This is a genomic window from Frankia sp. BMG5.23 (genome assembly GCF_000685765.2).
In the GTDB taxonomy this organism is placed as follows: Bacteria; Actinomycetota; Actinomycetes; order Frankiales; family Frankiaceae; genus Frankia; species Frankia casuarinae.
In genome coordinates this window covers 20,589-37,685 of record NZ_JDWE01000017.1, presented here as the reverse complement: position 1 = coordinate 37,685, position 17,097 = coordinate 20,589, and the positions used below count along the sequence as shown (strand labels likewise).

Genomic DNA, 17,097 nt, shown 5'->3' with positions numbered 1-17,097 from the left:
CTCTAGCATGCATACTTTGCCGCGTTTCGGTAGAACGCCTAAAACTGTTTGCTGATCTCGATCGGCCGTCACCAACCGCTGCGCCTCGGTGGCTTCAGTCATCGGCTCCGTCGTCGCGGCCTAGGAGTGAGTCTTGGACCGCGTGCCTGTGAGCGTTGTCATCCCCGCCTACAACGAGGCGATGCGCCTGCCCGGCTCGCTACCCCCGCTGATCTCGGTCATGCACAGGATCCCCGGTGCCGAGGTGATTGTGGTTGACGACGGCAGTACGGACGGCACCGCTGCGATCGCCGAGGAGTTGCTCGCGGATCTGCCCGGTGGTCGGGTCCTGCGGCTGCCGTGGAACTCGGGCAAGGGCGCCGCGGTCCGCATGGGGGTGTCGGCCGCGCACGGTGAGTCGATCGCCTTCCTGGACGCCGACGGCGCCTCCGACGTCAATGATCTTCCTCTGCTCCTCGCCGCGCTGGAGCACGCCGAAGTGGCGCTCGGATCGCGCCGGGTTGGGGCGGGTGCGGTCCGCAGCAGTGGCCGGCGGGTCGGCAGCTGGGCCTTCAACCAGATCACCCGGTCCCTGACCAGCCTGGACGTCGCCGACACCCAATGCGGGTTCAAGGCTTTCCGCGGCCCCGAGGCCAAGCTGCTGTTCAGCCTTGCGCGCTCCTCCGGATTTGGCTTCGACGTGGAGGTGCTCTCGATCGCCCGGTCGATCGGCTACCGGATCGCCGAGGTCCCGGTCCGATGGGCGGAGATACCCGGTGGCACGTTCCGGGTGACCCGGCACACCCCCGCGATGCTCGTCGACGTGATGCGCGCCCGGCGGTACCTGAACCGCTCCGCTCCCGGCCTCGTAGTGACGCGTCCCACGGTGCAGTCGCCCGCCGCCGCGGCAGCGCCGGTTCGTCCGGGCGACGGGGCGTCCCCCGCCGCGCAGGTCCGAGTCCCGCCTTCTGCCGTGAGCGTCCCGGCCCCCGCGGAACCGGTGACCGCCGGGCCGCCGCCCGCCGTCCTCACGGCGGCCGTGGGGGGCGTCGAGAAGCCCCTGCGCCTGCCCGCGGACCTGGGTGGTGTGACTCCGCTGCCTCGGAAGGCTGTATGAAGGTCCGGCGAACCGGACCCCATCCTTATCCTTTGGAGTAAGCGATCCCTTCCCCCGCCGCCGGCACCCCCACGACGGCGCAGGGCCTCGGCGCGCCGTCACCCGCCCCGGCCGTCGCAGCCCCGGCCGTCGCCGCGTCGCCGCGTCGCCGCGACACGCGGACGTCACGGCGGCCCCTGTTCGGCATGGCCGCCGGCTTTATGGTGCTCTTTCTGCTCCAGGCCCCCGGCAACCTGACCGCCGACACCAAGCTGGACGTCCCCCTTGACCCGTGGGGCTTCATGGGGCGGGCCACCCACCTGTGGAACTCCCTCGCCGAGTTCGGCTACCTGCCCAACCAGTACGTCGGCTACCTGTTCCCGATGGGACCGTTCTTCGGTGCCGGTGACCTGCTCGGGATACCCGCCTGGGTCACCCAGCGGCTGTGGATCGCGCTGCTCCTCACCGTCTCCGCCTGGGGGGTCGTGCGGCTGGCCGAGGCCCTGCGGCTCGGCGTACCGCGCACCCGGGTGCTGGCCGGACTCGCCTACACCCTGTCCCCGATGTTCCTCGGCAAGATCGGGGCGACTTCCGTGGCGCTCGCGGGCGCCGCCATGCTCCCGTGGATCACCCTGCCGCTCATCCTCGCGCTGCGTCCGGACGGCGCCTTCGGCGCCGACACCGGTACGGCCGCCACCACCAGTACCACGGCCGTCGATGATGTCGATGCCGCTGACGATCCCGCCCTGGACCCGGGCCGGCGGCTGTCCCCGCGACGGGCGGCTGCCCTGTCCGGACTCGCCATCCTGGGCACCGGCGGAATCAACGCGACGGTCACGCTGTGCGTCCTGCTCTGTCCGGCGGCGGTCCTTGTGTTCGCCGGCGGCACCCGCCGGGCCTGGGCGCTGCGGGCCTGGTGGGTCGTCGCCGTCATCCTCGCCTCGGCCTGGTGGCTGCTGGCGCTGATGGTGCAGGGCCGCTACGGGCTGAACTTCCTCGCGTTCACCGAGACCGCCCAGACGACCACGGCGACGACGTCGGTGGCGGAAGCCCTGCGCGGCGCGACGGACTGGCTGGCGTATGTCCAGTTACCCAGGCCCTGGCTGCCGGCCGCCACCGAGTACGTGTCCCGGCCGGTGCCTATCATCGGATCGGCAGCCGTGGCGGCGATCGGGCTGTGGGGGCTGTCCCGGGCCGATCTGCCCGCCCGCCGGTTCCTGCTGGTGACGTTGGCCGCCGGCACGGTCTCGGTGGCTGCGGCCTATCCGGGGCATCCGGGCAGCCCGCTGGCGGGCGTGGTGCGGGACCTGCTCGGTGACCAGCTGGGCTTTCTGCGCAACGTCTACAAGTTCCAGCCGGTGGTGCGCCTGCCGATAGCCCTGGGGATCGCGCACGCCCTGACGGTCCGACCTGTCAGTCTCACCGCCCGTGTGCGGAGATGGACGACCCGCGGGGCTTCCCGCCGGCACGGCAGGACCGCGGACATGATCGTGACCGTCGCGGTGAACGTCCCCGTCGTGCTGACCGTGGCCGCGCTGGTCTGCGGCATGACGCCAGCGCTCGCCGGCAGGGCGCTGCAGCCCCGGCCGTTCGCCCGGGTGCCCGACTACTGGGTGGCCGCCGCGGACTGGCTGGCCGCCCATCCCCAGGACGGCCGGGCACTGGTGCTGCCCGGCTCGCCGTTCGCCGAGTACGAGTGGGGCCGGCCGCTCGACGAGCCGCTGCAGTGGCTGGCCCGCACGCCGTGGGGGGTCCGCGGCCTGATCCCGCTCGGTGGCACGGGCGTGACCCGGCTGATGGACGGCATCGAGCACCAGCTCGCCACCGGGTCCGCCGCGGGCCTCGCCCCGGCGCTGGCCCGGGCCGGGATCGGCCAGATCCTGCTCCGCAACGACCTGGAACAGAAGAACTGGGACGTCCCCCCGTCCACCGACGAGCTCCACCGGGCGTTGCGTTCCTCCGGTCTCACCCTGACCGCCGCGTTTGGCCCGCAGGTGCCGGCGCGCGCCTCGGCGAAGGAGAGGCTCGTCCCGGAGCTGCGTAACCCGACCGCGCGGGTACCCGCGCTGGAGGTCTGGACCGTCCCGGGCGGCGCGAAGCTTGTCGGCTCCTACCCGGCGGACACCGCCGTCGTCGTCTCCGGCGGCCCCGAGGCGACGGTGCAGCTCGCCGGGCAGGGCCTGCTGAGCAGCGACCGGGCCGCCGTGCTCGCCGCGGACCTCGCCGCGGATCGCACCGATCCGTCCGCCGCCGTGGCGTCTTCGACGAGCCCGGCGGCGATCAAGGTTGCGCCGGGGGAGGTGATCGGCCCGACGACCGCCTGGGTCGACACGGACACCCTGACCCGGCGCGACAGCACCTTCGGACTCGTCCACGACGCCGCTTCGTACCTCCTCGGGCCCACCGGCACCGCGGTCGGCAAGACGGGGGAGCCCCACCAGTGGGCCGAGGCCGACGTCGCCGGCCACCAGACGGTCGCGGGCTACGTCGGCGGCATGTCCGTCACCGCGTCCTCCTACGGCTACGACCTACTCGCCGCGCCGGACCTCGCGCCACCGGCGGCCGTCGACGGCTTCGCCGCGACCGCGTGGACGGCACAGCGCACGAAGGGCACGACGTCGGCCGGGCAGTGGATCCAGCTCGATGCCGGCCGGCGGATGACCGTGCCCTACCTCGACGTGCGGCTGCTGTCCGAGGGTTCGTGGCGGCCGGCCGTCGAGGCGCTGCGGGTGTCCAGCGAGGCGGGCTCGGTGGTCACCGAGGTGCGTCCGGTGGAGGACATCCAGCGCCTCGCCGTCCCAGCGGGGCCGAGCCGCTGGTACCGCATCACGTTCGCGCGGGTCGGCCAGGAGACCGACGACACCCTCGGCGCCGGTATTCGGGAGATCACCATCCCCGGGGTCACCTTCCGCCACTACGCGCAGCTCCCCACCGACGTGGCCCGGCGCTTCGCCGCGCCGGACGGGGGGCTGGTCGCCTTCTCGATGGCCCGGGAGCGGGTCGACCCGGCACAGCCGTTCGGCGGCTCGGAGGAGCTGGCGCTGTCCCGGCGCTTCGAGGTGCCCCGGGACATGACCTTCACGATGAGCGGCTCGGCGAGCTTCATCCCCCCGCCGCGGGGGACACCCCCAGCGGGTGACACTCCGTTGCTGGTCGACTGCGGCCAGGGCCCCACCCTGGTCGTCGACGGGACCCGTTACCCCCTGCGGATCTCCGGCCGGGACAGCGACGTCACCTCGGTGCGGCCGGTGCGGGTGTCGCTGTGCACCGACGGCGGCACGCTGCGGCTCTCGGCGGGGCCGCACCTGCTCGGCGTCGACCAGGGAGCGACCTCCATCCTCGTCGACGCGATCGCGCTGGTCGGATCGGGCGCCCAGGTGAGCGCGGCCACGCCGCGGGCGACGACGGTGCACGAGTGGACAGCGGAGCACCGGACGGTCCAGATCGGCGCCGGTGACCGCGCCTTCCTCGCCGTCCGGGAGAACGCCAACTCCTCGTGGACGGCGAAGCTGAACGGCGTGGCGTTGACCCCGCTGCGCCTCGACGGCTGGCAGCAGGGCTGGATCGTCCCGGCCGGCACCGGCGGCACGATCGTCATCGACAACGCGCCCGGTGCGGAATACCGCCGCAACCTCGTGGTGGGGCTGTTGCTGGTCGTGGTGCTGGTCGTGCTCGCCGTGCTGCCCGCCCGGTTCCGGCTACGGCCACGATCCGACGAGAACGGCTATCCGGCGCTGCTGAGGCCGCGCCGGCTGGGCCGGCTGGGCCGGGCGACGGTGTCCCCGCCGGTGGCCGGTGCGGGGTGGACGGTGCTCGCCATGCTGGCGGTGGCGCTGGTGGCGGGCCCGGTGGCGCTGGCCGTACCGGTGTTCGTCCTGGTCGGTCGGCGCTGGCCCGCGGCGGGGGGCCGCTGCGCCGCGGTCGCCATGATTGGCGCGGGAATCGGGGTGGCGGCGCAGCCCGGCAGCCAGCCCGGATCCGGGCAGGGGGCGTTCGGGCCGCTGGTCCAGGTGTTCGGCGCCTTGGCCTTGGCGGCGGTGCTGGCCGCGTTGGCCGGGCGGGCCTGGGACCGTCCCGCCGGCTCGGGCGCCGGCGCCCACTTCGGCGCCCGAGCCGGGTCCGATGTCGGGCATAGGACTCGCAATCCCTATACCGACAGCAAGGGACTCGGTTAGCGTTTTCGTGGCGCCGATTGTTCGGACGTCGTCCACCGTCTGTTCCTGAGGGAGACATCCGGTCATGATCACAGCCAGGCGTGCCGTGCGTGGAGTCCGCGTGGATGCTCTACGGCCGATCGGGGCCTCGCGCCCGGCCTGGGCCGATGCGGTGGGCGGGGATGGCGGCGTCGGCGGCACGCCGTCGGTCCTGGGCGACGGGGAGTTGGTGGAGCAGCTGGCGCGGGCGATCCACGACCGCTATCTGGAGCATGAGCTCGGTAAACGGCACGCGGCTGGATCGAGGCCCGGACTGCGGCCCTGGGCGGAGCTCTCCGAGGCGCTGCGGGAAGCCAACCGTGATCAGGCGGTTCATTACGAGACGGTGCTGCGTAACCGTGGCTGGGTGTGCACACCGGCCGAGCAGGACGTCGATCCGGCTGTCGATCCGTTTTCGCTGTCCGCCGCCGAGGTCGAGGAGCTCGCCCGGGCCGAGCACGACCGGTGGCGGCAGCACAAGGAGCGGCAGGGTTACTCCTACGGTCCGGTGCGCGAGGACCTCGGCCCGGACAAGCGTCACCCGTCGATGGTGGACTGGGAGGAGCTGACCGAAGAGGACCGTGATCGGGACCGCGACGCGATCCGGAACATGCCGGCCGTTCTGGCCCGGGCCGATCTGTGCATCACCCGGCGACCCGCGGCCGAGGCGGCTATCCGGTGAGCGGCTGACGGCCGCGACGATCGTCGGCGCATTGCCGCTGTCCGCCGATGACCCCGAAGACCTCCGCAGCCTGAGCGCACCGGTCACCTTATTTTCGTGTCAGCCCCCTGGGTACCGTCCCGATCAACGGTCACCTGGTTTTCCCGCTAGCTCCGTGGAAAGCATGTTCGAGGCTGCTCGTCGCGCTCCGGCCTTCGCCTGATCGCCCCGGTTGTCGGTCGGGATCGGACCGGGACCCGGATCCGGGGGAGATGCCGCCAGGTCACGGCTGGCCGCGAACAGCAGGTCCTCGCCGGTCGCCGGGCGTAGCCGCAGGTCGGCGAGCGCGCCGACCCCGACTCCGGCCCGGGTCAGGGCGGTGCGTGCGGCGGCGGGGCCGGCGCCGTAGAGGAGCGCGATCATCTCCGGGCCGGTCGGATCCGGCCGGTACACCAGGTCCGTGCGGCGCAACGCCGGGCGGGAGGTGCCGACCGGCAGGGTGAAACGGGCGTGCGTGAGGTCATCGTCCCGGCGCCGGCGCTCCAGGCCCCGATCCGGTCCCCGACCCCGCTGCGGCGCGCGGCCTTGTTCTCCTGCTTCGGCCCGCTTCGCCGCCGGGTCGGCCAGTCGGTCGATCTCGGCGGTGACCACCCGGGCCAGCAGTTCGGCGCTGGCGTCCCAGGTGAACCCGGCCGCCCAGGCGCGGGCCGCCGCGCGCAGCTCGGCCGCCGCGGGCGGCTCGGCCAGTAGCCTTAGCGCCGCGTCGAGGGTCTTCTCCAGCGGCTCGCCCTCGTCGACCAGCCATCCCGTAGTCCCGTCCCGGACCGCGTCGCGCAGCCCCGGGACCCGGAACGCCACCGCGGGCACCCCGAGGGCAGCGGCCTCCAGGACCGACAGCCCCCAGCCCTCACCATGCGAGGGGTTGACTGTCAGCCAGGCCGAGGAAAGCAGCCGGTCGCGGGTGGCGGCATCGGTGTAGCCGTGCCAGCGCACGGCGTCACCGTCCCGGTCGGTCGTGCCTCCCGAGCCCGGAGCCGCCCCCGGGTCGGTAGTGGTCACCGCACCGGTAGTGGTCAGCCCGAGGGCGACCGCGCGGGCGGTCAGCCGTTCGCGGTCCGGGCCGTCGCCGACGATGTGGACGGTGAGCCCGGGATGCGCCCCGACCAGCGCGGGCAGCGCGTCGAGGAGCAGGTGGAGCCGCTTGTGCGGCACGAGCCGGCCGACGCACACGATGGTGGGTGCCGTCGCGGGGCCGCCATCCGAGCCTGCGGGCCCACCGCCAGCCGGGCCCGTGAACGTAGTGGCCCCGGCGGCCCCGGCGGCCCCGGCGGCCCCGGCGGCCCCGGCGGCCGAGGTGGTCACCCCGTTGGGGACCAGGAAGCGCGGGCCGGGCAGGCCGAGGATGTCACGGGCCTCGGCGCGGGTCGAGGGGGAGACGACCACCACCGGCCGGCGCCGGTAGACCCACCGGCTGCCCGGCGCCTCCAGCAGTTGCCCCACCCGGGCGACCGGCCCGGGGAAGTACAACGGAAACTGTTTCTGATGAACGTGGTGGAGCACCTGCACGACGGGGGTGCTCGCCGGCAGCACCAGGGGGCTGAAGAACGGGATCCCGTTCTGGCAGTCGACGACGGCGTCGACGCGGTGCCCGGCCCGGCCCAGGCTGGCCAGCCGGGCGAGCACCGATGGATAGACGCCGAAGGTACCGCCCCCGCGGCGCACCTCGACGCCGCCAACGGACTCGGCGACGGGCGGACCAGGGCGTTCACCTTCCGTGGCCCGCGAGGTCAGCAGGGTGACCCGGGCACCGGCCGCGGCGAACCGCTCGGCGATCGACTGGCAGAACAACTCCGCCCCGCCGGCCTGCGGATGCTCCCGGTCCCGCCAGTTGAGGAACACCACGTGCCGGCCGGCGAGGGTGGGCAGGTACCGGCGCTCCCGGGACCCTCCGAGGTGTGTCGATCCTCCCGGGGGCGTCACGCTGGGACTTCCCGTCACCGGTGGCATTCCTTCCATTTCGTTCCGCTCGCCAGGGCTTACCATGTTCGTCTGCAAGGTTCGCCTGCAACCTACCGATGTCGGAAAATCGTCGACCACCTACCATGGCCGGTGTTCCGCTGTGGGTGATTTCGACGTGTCCCGTTCCCGGTGGGGAGACTGATGGCGAAGCCCTCGCGTGAGGCTGTGACGGGCCTGCTGGCCGGTCCGGCAGCACTGGCCGTCGCCGGCATGCTCGTCAACGGGTGCAACCTGCTGATGAACCTGATCGTCGCCCGGTCGCTGGACCCGGACTCCTACGGCGCCGTGTCGGTGCAGGTCAGCATCTTCCTGATCCTCTCGGTCGCGGGTAACGCGCTGCTGATCGCCGTGGTGCAGCACGAGACGTCCGGCCCGGGGGGCACCCGGCGCGAGCAGTGGTCCTGGATCCGGCGGCTGCGGGGCGCCTGCGGCGTCGGCATCGCGATCTCCGCGATCGTCGCGGTGGTGCTGTGCCGGCCGGTGGCCGCGCTGATGTCCTATCCGCATCCGCTCGCGATCGCCGAGGCGACCATCGGTGCCGCGCTGTGGACGCTGCTGTGCGTCGAACGCGGCCTGCTGCAGGCCAGGGGGGCCTATCCGCGTCTCGCCGTCAACTTCGTGGTCGAGGGCTTCGTCCGGATCGGCCTGGTGATCGTGCTCGTGCTGGGCGGGCTCGGGGTGAACGGCGCGGGCCTGGGCATCGTGCTCGGCGTCGTCGTCGGCGCCGAGCACGCCCGGTGGGCCGTCACGCGCACCCCGCGGCTGCCGCGCCCGCCCGCGTCCCAGCGCGGGGCGCCCGCGTCCCAGCGCGGGGCGCCCGTGTCCCAGCGCGGGGCGCCCGTGCTGCCTGACGACGGCACACCGCCGGCCACCGGGCCGATTCCGCTGCCGATCCCGGCGCCACGCGCCAGCGCCCGGCAGAGCGTCATTGCCGACACCACCGTCGCCCTCGGCGCGCTGATCCCCCTCGCCCTGCTGCAGAACATGGACGTCGTCATCGTCGGCTGGCTGGGCTCCTCCGGGGTCGGCGGCTACGCGGCGATCTCGACGGCCTGCAAGGTACCGGTCTTCATCGGGCTGGCGGTCGCGAACTTCCTGCTGCCCGAGGCGGCACGACGGCGCAAGGAGGGACGCCCCGCCGGGGGCACGTTGGTCGTGGCGCTGGTCTTCGTCGTCGCTCCCGGGCTCTTCCTTGCCGGGCTCGGTCTGTTCGCGGCGAAGTGGTTGATCGGACTCGTCTTCGGGGCGCATCTCACCGCCGCCGCCTCCGCGCTGTCGGTGCTCGCGCTGAGCATGACCCTGCTGGCCGTCACCCTGATGTTCACCACGTACCTGCTCGGCGCCGGGGTGCGCCGGGTCGTCGGCGTGCTCGCCGTCGCCACGGTGGCGACGGCTGGGGCGCTTGTCTCGGCCGGCGGCGGATCGATGGCCACGGCCACCGCCGCGCTCGCCGCCGAGTCGGTGACCGCACTCGCGGTCGGCCTGCTCGTGGTCCAGCTGCATCACGCCGACCGCCGGGTGGCGCGGGTCGCCGAGACGCACCGGCGGCCGGCGGGGGATATGGGGCTACCCAACCCCCAACCCGGCGAGGGGGTCCCGGCCCGGGTGTGAGGAGCTCCTCTGCCCGACGAGTCCCAGCCCACCCCGCGCGGAGAGGCCACCGCTGATGCCAGCCCAGACCCGTCCGAACGCGGACGGCGGTGAGCCCGGTTCTCCCGTTTCTCCCGGGTCGTCGGGGTCGGTGCGTTCGCCGCTCGCCGTCACTCGCCGCCGCCTGCTTGCGACGGCCGTGGGCCTCGGCGCGACATCCGCCGGTGCCCTCGTCGCCGCGCGCCTGCTCTCCTCGTCCTCGGGTCCGACATCCTCCGGTGACCTGCCGCTGAGCCGACCCTCGGCACCAGTCGGCGGGGTCACCGTGGGGCCGTCGATGCCGGCCGGGGCGGTGGCGGGCCTGCCCGGGAATCTGCTGACCATTTACGGCGCACCCGGCACCTTCGGAAACCTCGACGACCGGTCGGCCATCGAGATTGCCGGGGTGCCGGGCTGGGGCTTCGGCCCCGGTCAGGCCGCCTTTCTGTCCGCGGTCGCCGCGGACGGCACCGTCTTCCTCGCGACGACTCCGTTCACCGACGACCAGGCGAAACTGACCGGCACGGGCATGGAGATAGAGATCTTCGAGCCGGCCGCCGAACGGTTCACCCGCCTGGTGATCCCCTCAACGAAGGGCCGGACAAGCCTGCCCCGGGCCGACCCGAACTACCATGGTGTGGGCGGCGGGGACATCTCGGACGTGATCGTCGTGCCCGGTCCGGACGGCACCGAGCGGGTGGTCTTCGTCTCGCTGATGCCCTTCTTCGGCTGGAACACCTCCATCGATGGCGAGTTGCCGAGCATCGGTCAGCTCCGGCGGGATTCCCCGGGCGGACGGTGGGCCTACGACCGGACGGCGTCCAGGACGGCGGCCCAGCTCGCCGGGACCGCCCCGCCGCACGTGGCGGCGCTGGCCTTCCCGGTGCTCGCGCCGCTGGAGCCGCGCTCACCGCGCGGGCCGTCCTCGATCGCCCGGCTGCCCCGCAGCGGGCACCTGGTCATCGCCCAGTACCTGGGGACCGGGGTCGGCGGCACCGACAACGGCGCCCTGCTCGTCGTCGACCTTGCCGGCCGGGTGCGGGCGCACTGGCAGTACCCGCAGGTCCGCCCGCTGGGCCTCGAACTGGTCGTGAACCCGCGGGAGGTCGTCGCCGATCCCACCAGCGAACCCGATGACGAACGGTTCGTGCTGATCAGCGACGTGCGCGGGCTGGACTTCCGGGCCCAGCCCTTCCCCGTGCAGGAGTTCTCCTACTCGGCGTCGCGGGGCACCATCAGCCCGAAGAGCACGGCGGTGCGCGCCGTTCAGGACGGCTCCCGGATGGAGTCGGCCGTGTTCGGCGCGGACGGCACCCTGTATGTGGCCCGCACCAAGGCCGACGGGCTGCGGGCGGAGACCCTCGCCGTCTACCCGAAGATCGATGGGGAGCGCGGCCTGGTGACCCGGGCCCCCGCCACGGGCAACTGGCCGGTCGACACCTGGGGCATCGCCAACCGCCCCGACTACCTGGTCGCGGGCACCGACCGGGGTGGGCTGGTGCGCAGCATCACCCTCGATCCGGCCACCGGCGCGGTGCTGCTCGCCGGGCTCGACGGCCTGGTGCAGGTCGTGCGGCCGGCGGGGCGCGGCACGCGGATGACCTTCCGCACCGACCGGCCGATCGACGTGGGGCTGAGCAGGCTGCGGGGCCCCGCGACCCGGTATGTCGGGGTGCGCCGCGGCGCGGTCGACGCCCGCCGTCGCAGCCTGTGGCTCCCGGTGAACCAGCTGCTGCTCGACGGCCTGCCCTGGCCGTACCCCCCGTTCAAGCTCGATCAGTGGTTGCTGCGCGTCAACCTGGATGTGCTGCTCGGTGACGGGTAGGTGACGGGCGGCCAGCGGGGGCCAGCGGGGGCCAGCGGCGTTCGGCGGGGCCTGCGGCGGCCGGCGATGCTTAGCCCCCGCCGGCGGCGGCGTGTAGCGGCAGCGCGAGCAGGTAGGGGTCGACGTGGGTGCCGAGGAAGCCGAGATGGCGGTAGAACGCCCGGCCGGGTTGCCGTATCGCGTGGGCGAGCAGGAGCGGCACTCCGACCATGCGATGGACGGTCAGCGACCGCATCACGGCGTCCCGCACGAGTTGGGCGCCGAGCCCGCGGCCCTGGTACCGGACATCGACCGCGAGCCGCCCCACGAACATCGCCGGAACGGGTTCGGTGGACCGGCGCGACCACCGGCGTGAACCGGGGATCCGTTCCAGGGCCGCGGTGGCCAGGCAGTAGTAGCCGGCGATCCGGGTACCGTCGACGATCACGAACGTGTTTGTCGTCCGGTCCTGCTGGTGTTCGAGGGCGTGGTGGCGCAGCCAGCCGTCGAGCAGGTCGTCACCGCTGTTGAAGGTGAGCCGGTCCGGGCCCTCGGACAGGGCCGCGGGCTTGGCGAGGGGCACTGCGTAGGATCCTTTCTTGGGGCCGCGTCGGACCGCGTCGGGATCGCCGGTCGACTGGTCGGCCGATCGGGAGGCGGGCAGAGGTGGCGGGGTACTCCGGCTACTCCTGCTGCTCCGAGCCCGGTTCCTCGTCGAGGAGCCGGCGCAGCCGGGGGGAGTCCGGCGGCGGCGCGTCGAGCAGCGCCTCGAGCTTGCTCCAGTCGGCATCCGGGACGCGGAACAGGCGGCGGTCGGCGAGAACCTCTCGCGCGTATCGCTTCATGGCCTCGGCGGCGAAGTCCTCAAGGGACAGGCCCTCACCCTCCGCGGCCGAGCGGATGATCTCGGCTTCATCCTCGGGTAGCCGTACCGCGAGTCTGTCGTCCCTGGCGGTGCTCATGCTGGCAGTCTGCCCTCCGGGTCTTCGGACCCGTTTCCCCGGGTCTCGCTCGCCGACGTGGGTACCACATCCATCGCGGCCGTGTCGCCCGGATACTCGAAGGCCGGCCGGAGCGCGGATCCGGTCGGGTGCCCGGCATCTCTTCGTACCAGATCTTCGTACCAGAGAGGTCCTACGCCCGTGGTGCTTTCGCCTGTCCCCACCGTCCCGCTCGCGCACGGTGCCCGGATGCCCAGGCTCGGGCTCGGAACCTGGCCGCTGAACGACCGGGAGGTCCAGGGGGTGGTGGAACAGGCGCTCGGGCTGGGCTACCGATTGATTGACACCGCGCACAACTACGGCAACGAGAAGGGAGTGGGCGCCGGACTACGCGCCGCCGGCGTGCCCCGCGAGGAGCTGTTCGTCACCACGAAGTTCAACAAACGCTCGCACAGCGTCCGCGGCGTGCGCAGGGCCGCCGTGGAGAGTACCCGCCGGATGGGGCTGGACTACCTCGATCTGCTCCTCATCCACTGGCCGAACCCGTGGCGGGATCGGTACGTCGAGGCCTGGAAGGGGCTCGTCGAGCTGTTGAAGGACGGCCAGGTGCGCGCGATCGGGGTGTCGAACTTCAAGACGACCCACCTCGACCGGCTGCTGGCCCAGACCGGTGTCGCGCCGGACGTGAACCAGATCCAGCTCGATCCCCGACTCGGCCGGTCCGCGATCCGCGCCTACCACGCGGAGCAGGGGATCGTGACGGAGGCGTGGAGCCCGCTGGGCGCCGGCACCGGGCTGCTCGACGAACCCGTGATCACGCGGATCGCCGCCGCGCACGAGCGCACCCCCGCGCAGGTCGCCCTGCGCTGGCACATCGAGCTGGGCATCGTGGTGGTGCCGAAGTCGGCCAGCCCCAGGCGCATGGCAGAGAACATCGACGTCTTCGACTTCACGCTTTCCGCTGAGGAGATTGCCGCGATCTCCGGACTGGACCGGGGCGCCGCGGGGGAGGCGGACGCCCTCGACTCCGACGTGTTCGGGCACTGAGCTCCGGGAGTTCGGGGTCCCTGGGAGCTCGGGGCAATCCTCTCGTTTCGTATCATTCATGATACGTACGATGTAAGCCTGCCACGTCTTCACCGGAGGGCGTCGCCCGTAGGGGCTCGGAGCGGTCCGGCAGCCTTGGTGGAGGAATCGTGGGGCGAAAGGCGGCGCCGTCCGCTCCGGGCGGGCACTACCACCACCTGGACGCGTTGCGCGCCGTCTTCATGCTGGGCGGCGTCTTCGTGCATGCCTCGACGCTCGGTGACGACCCGTTCTTCCACGGGATCGCCTACGCCTCCGGCCTCTTCCGGATGGCGGACTTCTTCCTGATCTCCGGGTTCCTCTCCGCGATGCTCGTCGGGAAGTATGGGCCGTCGCGCACCGTGCATCGCAGGCTCGCCAGCGTGGGAATCCCATTCCTGTGCACCCTGGTCCTGTTCAATCCCACCGCGCTCTGGTTGAGCTACAACTTCCACAACCCGGACGTCTCGTTCCTGGACTTCCTGCGTGGAAACATCGTCCCCGAGCCGGTGGGCGAGCTGCGCTGGCCTCTGCAGCTGTGGTTCCTCATGGTGCTGCTCGCCTACGCGCTGTGCACCCCGGCGGCCGTGAGCGTCATATCCCGCCTTGTGGCCAGCTCCCTCTACCGGCGGGCCACCACCGGTCGGCTGCGCGTCATGGCCACGATCATCTCACTCGTCATCGTGACCACCATCCTCATCCGCGGCGGGTACCGGGCCGCGGTGACTCCCGTCATCGGTTCCGATCCCCTCGACCTCCCGGTCGAGGAGACGCTGGACTTCCTGCCGTTCTTCCTCCTCGGCGTGCTCCTCTACCTGGATCGGCGGCGAATCCTGCCGTCCTTTCAGCGGCCCGCGCCGATCCTGCTCGCCGTGGCCGGCGTCCTGCTGCTGGCGGCCAATCAGGACTGGGGTGGAGTGCTGACCTCATCCACCGGTCTGGTGCTCAGCAGGACCCTCTTCACCATCGCGATCACCGCCACGCTCTTCGCCCTTGCCAGCCGGCTCGTCCCCGGTCCGCGGCCCGCCGTCCGCTACCTCTCCGACGCCTCCTACACGGTCTACCTCTTCCACTATTTCTGGATCTACGCCATCGCGACGCTGCTCTCGCTGGACCCGAGCCTCCGCTGGCCGCAGATGCTCCTGGTCACCGCCCTCACCTTCGGCGTGACCCTGGCCATCCACCATTTCGTCATCTTGCGGTCACCCTTCCTCCGCAAGATCTTCAACGGGAAATTCCCGGTCGACGGCCGCCGCGGCACCGGCCGGCCCGCGGCCGGGCCCCTGACCACAGCGGCCGGCACGGCGGACTCCGAGCTGACCCAGCCGCTGCGCTGGCTTCCCCGGGCCGAACAGCTCGACCCGGAACGGACCCAGCACCTGCGCTGGGCTCCCTGACGCAACCTTCCTTTATAACGCTCCCTTATAACGTTTCCTTATGAGGTCATGTCCCGGCGCCAGAAGAGGACGACGGCGACCAGCACCATCGCGGTGCAGTAGACCAGCCCGCGCAGCAGCGCGTCGGCGTAGGGCGTGGCGACGGCGAAGCCACCGGTGGCGATCGCCTCCATCAGCTGCACCGGCAGCCAGGCCCGGGCGGGACCGTAGATGCGCGTGACCAGCATCTCCACCGGCAGCGCGTAGGCGACCGCGACCGCGATCGCCGCGGCAGGCGCGCGGAAGACGATCGCGGCCAGGGCGCCGAGCGCGGCGTAGCCGAGCGATCCGGCGCACAGGTTGACAAAGCTCTTGCTCAGTTCGGCCAGCCCCGCCGCGCTGCTCCAGGCGGCCGTCGACACCCCCTTCAGCGGCGCGAGCGCGAAGGACAGCGCGACCGAAACCACGGTCGCCACGGCGATGACGAGGACCACGAACGCCGCCAGAGCCAGCAGTTTGCCGGCGAGAAGCCGGAGCCGGTGCGGCTGGGCGACGAGCTGGTTGCGCAGGGCCCCGTGCGCATGGTCGCCTGCGAGCGACGCGGCGACGACGGACAGGGCCACCACGCCGAGCAGGATGCTGACCGCCTGCACCCCCTGCGCGACGCCGTTCGCGGCGGACAGCCCGCTGGCCGTGACGGGGTCGCCATCGAAGTCGTTGTGCCCCACCGAGACGAAGGTCAGAACGGTGCCGAGCAGGGCCGAGGCGATGACCGCCCCCAGCGTCCCGAGCAGGAACCGGGTCCGCAACAGCGGCACCCATTCGGCGCGGAAAGCCGTGATCATGTGGCACCTCCACGGCTCTGGGCCGGGTCGAGCCCGGCTCCCACGGCGGGCACACTGCCGTCCGGGGTGCGACCGAAACGGACGAGGTCGCCGTCGATTTCGCCGGTGACGCGCAGGAAGGTCTCCTCCAGGTTCGGCCGATGGGTGCGCAGCGAGCGCAGGGTGATGCCGGCGCGCATCGCCAGTCGGTTGAGGTCCGCGGCCACTCCCTCGCGGGCGTGGGCGGTCACCACCGGATGGCGTTCGCCGACTCCCGCGTCGCACGACGGCCCGGGGCAGAGGTCGATCTCGACCCGAAGGCCGGTCTCACCGAGGAGCCCGGCCAGGCGGCGGGCGTCGTCGTCCCGCTCGGGCACCATGAGGATCCGGGGATCCTCGGCGGAGAGCAGGTCGGTGACGTGCCCCTGGAACAGCATCCGCCCGCCATTGATCATCACCAGATGATCGCAGATCTGCTCGACCTCGGTCAGTAGATGGCTCGACATGAAGACCGTCATGCCGCTGCTGGCCAGCTGACCCAGCAGCGCGCGGATCTCCCGGATGCCCGCCGGGTCGAGGCCGTTCGTCGGCTCGTCCAGGATGAGCAGGCTGGGATCGGGCAGCAGAGCGGCGGCGATGCCCAGGCGCTGCTTCATCCCGAGGGAGTAGGCGGTGAACCGGTCGTCGGCTCGCTCGGTCAGGCCCACCTGTGCGAGGACTTCCCCGACCCGCCGCGCGCGATCGGCGCGGCGCCGCCCGCCGATCCCACGCAGCAGGGCGAGCTGGTCCAGATTGCGCCGGCCGGACAGCCCGGGATGGAACGTCGGGCCCTCGATCATCGCCCCGACCCGGCCCAGGTAGCGGGCCGGATGGGAGATCGACGCGCCCAGCACGGACCCCTGGCCCGCCGTGGGGCGGATCAACCCCAGCAGCATGCGCAGCGTGCTGGACTTCCCGGCCCCGTTCGGGCCGACGAAACCGGACAGCGTCCCGCGCGGCACCTGGAGGTCGAGATGGTCCACCGCCACCCGGTCGCCGTACCGCTTGCCGAGCCCGTGGGTCCAGATTGCCGCCTCGGTCGGGCCCTCGGGCGATCGCCCGGCCAGCCGCGGGGGCCGCGCCGCGCCGCGGGGGCGACCAGCCACGTTCGATGCGTGCGTCGGTTCGGTGACCGAACCCGAAGTCATCGTCTGACAGCCTCCCAGATCATGCGTTCAACTCCCGAGATCGGTCGATCCGTTACCCTCCACCGTGACTCCGTCATCCACCGTGCTCTATGGGAGTCGTGCCCGCGGAGGCCGTCGTGGTCGACCACATGCGCGGCCGCTGGCGGGGTCGGCACCAGCACGGAGGCTGACCGAACTCCCGCGCCGACCGGCGGTACGCACTGGGCGCCGTCGGCACCGGGCACCGCAGCGGCCGGGCCAGTCCCCGGCTCGGGATCCGCCGAGCTCAGCAGGCCTAACGAGCGGACCACGGGCACCGTTCCAGCTCCCGGCACTCCGGAGCG

The 17,097-nt window shown here is 72.4% G+C and carries 12 protein-coding genes; 7 read left to right on the top strand and 5 right to left on the bottom strand.

Annotated elements, in window-relative coordinates; translation table 11 throughout:
* Positions 1 to 142 precede the first annotated feature (142 nt).
* The 3 genes from BMG523DRAFT_RS10275 to BMG523DRAFT_RS10265 all read left to right on the top strand — a co-directional run bounded on the left by BMG523DRAFT_RS10275 (position 143) and on the right by BMG523DRAFT_RS10265 (position 5,950).
* Positions 143 to 1,096: a dolichyl-phosphate beta-glucosyltransferase gene (locus BMG523DRAFT_RS10275; protein WP_235463053.1), complete on the top strand. Its 954-nt coding sequence runs from the start codon at positions 143 to 145 to the stop codon at positions 1,094 to 1,096.
* Positions 1,097 to 1,281: 185 nt separating this feature from the next.
* A complete protein-coding gene (locus tag BMG523DRAFT_RS10270; RefSeq protein WP_043591007.1) occupies positions 1,282 to 5,250 on the top strand; it encodes a DUF3367 domain-containing protein in 3,969 nt (1,322 codons plus the stop codon).
* Positions 5,251 to 5,350: 100 nt separating this feature from the next.
* A complete protein-coding gene (locus BMG523DRAFT_RS10265; protein WP_232234888.1) occupies positions 5,351 to 5,950 on the top strand; it encodes a RyR domain-containing protein in 600 nt (199 codons plus the stop codon).
* Between the two features lie 123 nt (positions 5,951 to 6,073).
* Here BMG523DRAFT_RS10265 and BMG523DRAFT_RS10260 read toward each other — a convergent pair whose 3' ends face one another.
* On the bottom strand, positions 6,074 to 7,909 hold the full coding sequence (locus BMG523DRAFT_RS10260) for a glycosyltransferase family 4 protein (protein ID WP_043591028.1): 1,836 nt from the start codon (positions 7,907 to 7,909) through the stop codon (positions 6,074 to 6,076).
* Between the two features lie 180 nt (positions 7,910 to 8,089).
* Between BMG523DRAFT_RS10260 and BMG523DRAFT_RS10255 the strand changes: the two genes are divergently transcribed.
* Together BMG523DRAFT_RS10255 and BMG523DRAFT_RS10250 are read left to right on the top strand one after the other, a co-directional pair.
* Complete coding sequence (locus BMG523DRAFT_RS10255; RefSeq protein WP_043591005.1) at positions 8,090 to 9,559, top strand: polysaccharide biosynthesis protein; 1,470 nt, start codon at positions 8,090 to 8,092, stop codon at positions 9,557 to 9,559.
* Between the two features lie 55 nt (positions 9,560 to 9,614).
* Positions 9,615 to 11,402 carry a hypothetical protein gene (locus BMG523DRAFT_RS10250; RefSeq protein WP_023840459.1) on the top strand — a complete coding sequence of 596 codons (1,788 nt, stop codon included), beginning with the start codon at positions 9,615 to 9,617 and terminating at the stop codon, positions 11,400 to 11,402.
* A 70-nt stretch (positions 11,403 to 11,472) separates the two neighbouring features.
* On the opposite strand, the gene BMG523DRAFT_RS10245 is transcribed toward BMG523DRAFT_RS10250, so the two are convergent.
* Positions 11,473 to 11,964 carry a GNAT family N-acetyltransferase gene (locus tag BMG523DRAFT_RS10245; RefSeq protein WP_023840460.1) on the bottom strand — a complete coding sequence of 164 codons (492 nt, stop codon included), beginning with the start codon at positions 11,962 to 11,964 and terminating at the stop codon, positions 11,473 to 11,475.
* Positions 11,965 to 12,064: 100 nt separating this feature from the next.
* Entirely contained in the window at positions 12,065 to 12,343 is a 279-nt protein-coding gene (locus BMG523DRAFT_RS10240) for a DUF1778 domain-containing protein (RefSeq protein WP_011435617.1), read from the bottom strand.
* 180 nt (positions 12,344 to 12,523) lie between these two features.
* Between BMG523DRAFT_RS10240 and BMG523DRAFT_RS10235 the strand changes: the two genes are divergently transcribed.
* Together BMG523DRAFT_RS10235 and mdoC are read left to right on the top strand one after the other, a co-directional pair.
* Positions 12,524 to 13,369 carry an aldo/keto reductase gene (locus tag BMG523DRAFT_RS10235; RefSeq protein WP_011435618.1) on the top strand — a complete coding sequence of 282 codons (846 nt, stop codon included), beginning with the start codon at positions 12,524 to 12,526 and terminating at the stop codon, positions 13,367 to 13,369.
* 149 nt (positions 13,370 to 13,518) lie between these two features.
* The gene (gene mdoC, locus BMG523DRAFT_RS10230) at positions 13,519 to 14,784 is read left to right on the top strand and encodes a glucans biosynthesis protein MdoC (protein WP_011435619.1); all 1,266 of its coding nucleotides are present in this window, start codon (positions 13,519 to 13,521) and stop codon (positions 14,782 to 14,784) included.
* A gap of 38 nt (positions 14,785 to 14,822) precedes the next feature.
* On the opposite strand, the gene BMG523DRAFT_RS10225 is transcribed toward mdoC, so the two are convergent.
* Positions 14,823 to 15,608 carry an ABC transporter permease subunit gene (locus tag BMG523DRAFT_RS10225; protein WP_011435620.1) on the bottom strand — a complete coding sequence of 262 codons (786 nt, stop codon included), beginning with the start codon at positions 15,606 to 15,608 and terminating at the stop codon, positions 14,823 to 14,825.
* The gene (locus tag BMG523DRAFT_RS10220) at positions 15,605 to 16,774 is read right to left on the bottom strand and encodes an ABC transporter ATP-binding protein (RefSeq protein ID WP_051623814.1); all 1,170 of its coding nucleotides are present in this window, start codon (positions 16,772 to 16,774) and stop codon (positions 15,605 to 15,607) included. Before BMG523DRAFT_RS10220 ends, BMG523DRAFT_RS10225 begins: the two co-directional genes overlap by 4 nt.
* Positions 16,775 to 17,097 lie beyond the last annotated feature (323 nt).

What these genes read in the sequence shown, in the direction of transcription:
- BMG523DRAFT_RS10270 (WP_043591007.1), top strand. Translation starts at nt 1,282, where the DNA reads ATGGCCGCCGGCTTTATGGTGCTCTTTCTGCTCCAGGCCCCCGGCAAC.
- BMG523DRAFT_RS10255 (WP_043591005.1), top strand. Translation starts at nt 8,090, where the DNA reads ATGGCGAAGCCCTCGCGTGAGGCTGTGACGGGCCTGCTGGCCGGTCCG.
- BMG523DRAFT_RS10250 (WP_023840459.1), top strand. Translation starts at nt 9,615, where the DNA reads ATGCCAGCCCAGACCCGTCCGAACGCGGACGGCGGTGAGCCCGGTTCT.
- BMG523DRAFT_RS10240 (WP_011435617.1), bottom strand. Translation starts at nt 12,343, where the DNA reads ATGAGCACCGCCAGGGACGACAGACTCGCGGTACGGCTACCCGAGGAT.
- BMG523DRAFT_RS10225 (WP_011435620.1), bottom strand. Translation starts at nt 15,608, where the DNA reads ATGATCACGGCTTTCCGCGCCGAATGGGTGCCGCTGTTGCGGACCCGG.
- BMG523DRAFT_RS10220 (WP_051623814.1), bottom strand. Translation starts at nt 16,774, where the DNA reads ATGACTTCGGGTTCGGTCACCGAACCGACGCACGCATCGAACGTGGCT.